Raw genomic sequence first — 3,563 nt, 5'->3', positions numbered from 1 at the left:
TCTGAATATGCTTTGACAGGAGCCATTTTTGCTCAAGACCGTTACGCTTTGGATATAGCCAATAAAAAGTTGGTCAATGCCGCAGGTAATTTTTACATAAATGATAAACCAACGGGAGCAGTAGTAGGTCAACAACCATTTGGAGGAGCAAGGGCATCAGGTACAAACGACAAAGCCGGTTCAATGTTGAATCTTCTACGTTGGGTTTCTCCCAGAACTATTAAAGAAACTTTAGTATCGCCAGTTGATTATAAGTATCCGTTTTTATCAGAATAGAATTAATTAAAAAGCCCTAAATCTAATTAGGGCTTTTCTCCTTTTAAATCTTAATTCTTAACCAACTAATCTATAAAATCCTGCGTAACTTTATCTCCCTTATAAATCTTATCAATCGTCTCTCCTGAAGTTTTTTTTAATTTATAAAATCAACTTTTAAAATATTAAGGTGAGTAAAATTGCTTTTTTCATGCTTTTGGGATAAGTTTAACGTTCATAACAAAACAAAGAATTTCAATCTTGAAAGACAAATGGTTTAACATCTTTTAGAAAATATCAACATGGAAAACACAAATTTCAAAGCCCTTCAAATTACAGAAAATGTCGAGAAACAGTATTTAAGGGAAATAATTCAACGCCAGATTTCAGATTTACCATCGGGAGAAGTCTTAGTTCGGGTGCATTACTCCGCTCTAAATTATAAAGATGCGTTATCTTCAGTTGGTAATAAAGGCGTTACTCGCAATTACCCACACACGCCAGGTATTGATGCCGCAGGATTTGTTGAAGCCAGTGAATCATCTGATTTTAAAGTGGGCGATGAAGTTATCGTTACAAGTTATGATTTGGGTATGAATACTTCTGGTGGATTATCTGAGTATATCCGTGTGCCTGCTCGTTGGGTTGTGGCTATGCCTACTGGCTTGTCTATGCGTGAGGCAATGATAAACGGAACGGCTGGATTTACGGCAGCAATGTGTATAAATGCTTTGATTAACAATGGATTATCTCCCGAAAAAGGAAAAGTTTTAGTAACGGGTTCGACGGGTGGTGTGGGAATTTTGGCCGTTGCGATGTTAAAAAAATTAGGTTTTGAAATAACAGCCGTTACTGGAAAACCTGAAGCTCATGAGTTTTTAAGTAAAGTTGGAGCTAATGAAATTATATCGAGGGAAGCTCTGGATGATAAATCTGGGCGTCCATTGTTAAAATCAGTTTATGCGGGCGTGGTAGATACTGTGGGTGGAAACATTTTGGCAACGGCATTAAAATCATTAAATTACAGCGGAGCAGCGGCCATTTGTGGTTTAGTAGCCTCATCTGATTTACCTACGTCCGTATTGCCTTTTATCCTTCGAGGTAATTCTTTATTCGGGATCGATTCAGCTGAATGTCCGATGCCTTTACGGAAACAAATTTGGCAAAAATTAGCCACAGATTACAAACCCGTTGATTTAGAATTATTGGTTACTGAAATTACCTTGGAAGAAGTCCCAAAGAAATTAGACTTGATGTTGAAAGGTGGAGCGATGGGAAAATATTTGGTAAAGGTGAAATAAAAAATAATTAGTTTCAAAAAATCACTAAATCTACCATGATAAGTACATACTAAAGTAAAATAAAGAGTATTTTTAAGCCATTATAAATACTCTTTATTGAAATTTTATGCAAATTTACGTATATTCAATAACAATTTATAAACTTATTTAATGACTTTCATGTTCTATTACCATCTTGATTATGAAGCTATTAAGTTGATTATTATATTTGTGAAAATATTATAGCATATTATTCATAACCACCAAAAATCCCGCCGATGAAAAACATGCCAATCATGCTAACATCCGACTCTGTTGATATGTTAGTGGCGAATATCGCCGAAGAATTACTAAAAGGTCACAACACTTACAAGTCTGAGACCGCAGCCCTGAAAAAGAAAATTAAAATCGGAATGTTGAGAACATTTTCTTATCAGGAGTCAATTCAAAATCAGCAACATAGAGTTGCTTAAGTAGATGAATACCAGAACCTTACCGCCATAAGGTTTTATATGCCATTCTTAGATAGCTACCACTATTATATTTCCTCTTGTAGTACCTTCTAATAACCTTCTCCTCATTTTTCTATTTTTAACCTTCTTACTGTTTTAACGCAGATAATAGATTCATAAAAATCAACCTACAATACTATCACAATTTAAGTATTGAAGAGAATATTTGCTGTATAATAATTGCAGTTTTCATTAGCACTATCAAAAAGTGGTAAACAAAGTAGAATTGCTTTAAGAACCTTAAATGTAATATTTATGAAAACGATGGCATTTGTGGAAAATATAAAATATCAACTCACCAAAATTAGACTTTAATAAGAATTAATAAAATTATATATTTTACCCGCCACAAACATAATAGGTGATCACATTAGCATGTGATTTTTGATGTTTCACCTTATTACATAGTCTTCATAACAGAATGCATTAAATTCATATAATTATATTCATGGATGAATTAATTATGAGTATGCAATTAGTCAGATTATTTGGTGGAATTTTTTGTCTATCATAAGTAATTTTATACTTCTCCAAAAACATCATAAACCTAATTTAGATAAATCTTCATAGGTTCTTGTTGTTCTTATATTTAAAATGGTGCTTAAGCCTGTGTTTACCAAAAGGAACACATTCTGTATAGAAGATCATACCATAAAAATCTAAATAACATTTATGGTTACTTCTTTATGTTTTCGAAACGGAATTAGTACAAGTACTTACTATCTACTTTTTAAAATACTATTTTAAAATAACGACATTACTACCAAATAATAATATATGTCTTAACATTTTATAGAAAAATTATAAGTAATGGATAAGCATAAGCATAAGTCTTCTTATTCTAATAATAGCAGTCTTTTACAATTTGAATCTACGCCCCATGTCTTCTCATCAGTGAACTCTTTTCTTTGATAAATAGTGTAGTTAAATAATTACTATTGCTTAAAGTTGCAAATCCTTCTACTTGTCACAGTCTTTATTGAGGGTATATTATTAAAGTTGAGGATAAGATTGCCTAAAGTGGAGGTGGATGTTGTATTTGTTGATTGATGGTAATAGTATTGAGTCCTGTGAGGTAATTTTTGGTTGGGATTTTGGTTTTGTGGGATTGTATTAATTGGGGAAATAATTGTTTTTTGTATTATTGGTGTTTTGGGGATGTTTAATTGGGATAATTTATCAGATTTTTTTTTTTTTACAAGTATGGTGATTTTCAATTGATTAGGAGATACTTTCAAAGATTTTCATTTTTTTTTGCTTTAGAGTTTGGTGGTTTAGAAATAAACCTGCAACTTTGCACTCCCAAACAACGAAAGAGGGTTAGGGAAAATGGGATTAGGTTATTATTTAGGGGTAAGCGTTTAGGTGTTTGCTACATTAATTGGGTCAAAAAGTTGGCTTAATTGGAAGAGTTCTTTGAGGTATTGGTAGAGAAATAGAGAGAATAAGATATTCAAGAAACGGGTTGTGTCGTTATGGTTCTTTTATATTATATAGAGGGCATGATAATACAATT

At 32.4% G+C, this 3,563-nt stretch carries 3 protein-coding genes; all 3 read left to right on the top strand.

Features of this window, described 5'->3' with window-relative positions; translation table 11 throughout:
- Window positions 1-276 (top strand): aldehyde dehydrogenase family protein (locus tag AC1W31_RS20900; RefSeq protein WP_481736442.1); only part of this gene is annotated, 276 nt, incomplete at its 5' end.
- Between the two features lie 281 nt (window positions 277-557).
- Complete coding sequence (locus tag AC1W31_RS20895) at window positions 558-1,556, top strand: YhdH/YhfP family quinone oxidoreductase (protein ID WP_481736441.1); 999 nt, start codon at window positions 558-560, stop codon at window positions 1,554-1,556.
- A 257-nt stretch (window positions 1,557-1,813) separates the two neighbouring features.
- Window positions 1,814-2,008 carry a hypothetical protein gene (locus AC1W31_RS20890; RefSeq protein WP_481736440.1) on the top strand — a complete coding sequence of 65 codons (195 nt, stop codon included), beginning with the start codon at window positions 1,814-1,816 and terminating at the stop codon, window positions 2,006-2,008.
- The last annotated feature ends 1,555 nt before the right edge of the window (window positions 2,009-3,563 follow it).

This window comes from Arcicella sp. (genome assembly GCF_964672035.1).
This window is presented reverse-complemented; position numbering and strand designations above follow the sequence as displayed.

Bases quoted from the DNA above. Each gene is read 5' to 3' on its own strand.
- AC1W31_RS20890 (WP_481736440.1), top strand. From the start codon at position 1,814: ATGAAAAACATGCCAATCATGCTAACATCCGACTCTGTTGATATGTTA.
- AC1W31_RS20895 (WP_481736441.1), top strand. From the start codon at position 558: ATGGAAAACACAAATTTCAAAGCCCTTCAAATTACAGAAAATGTCGAG.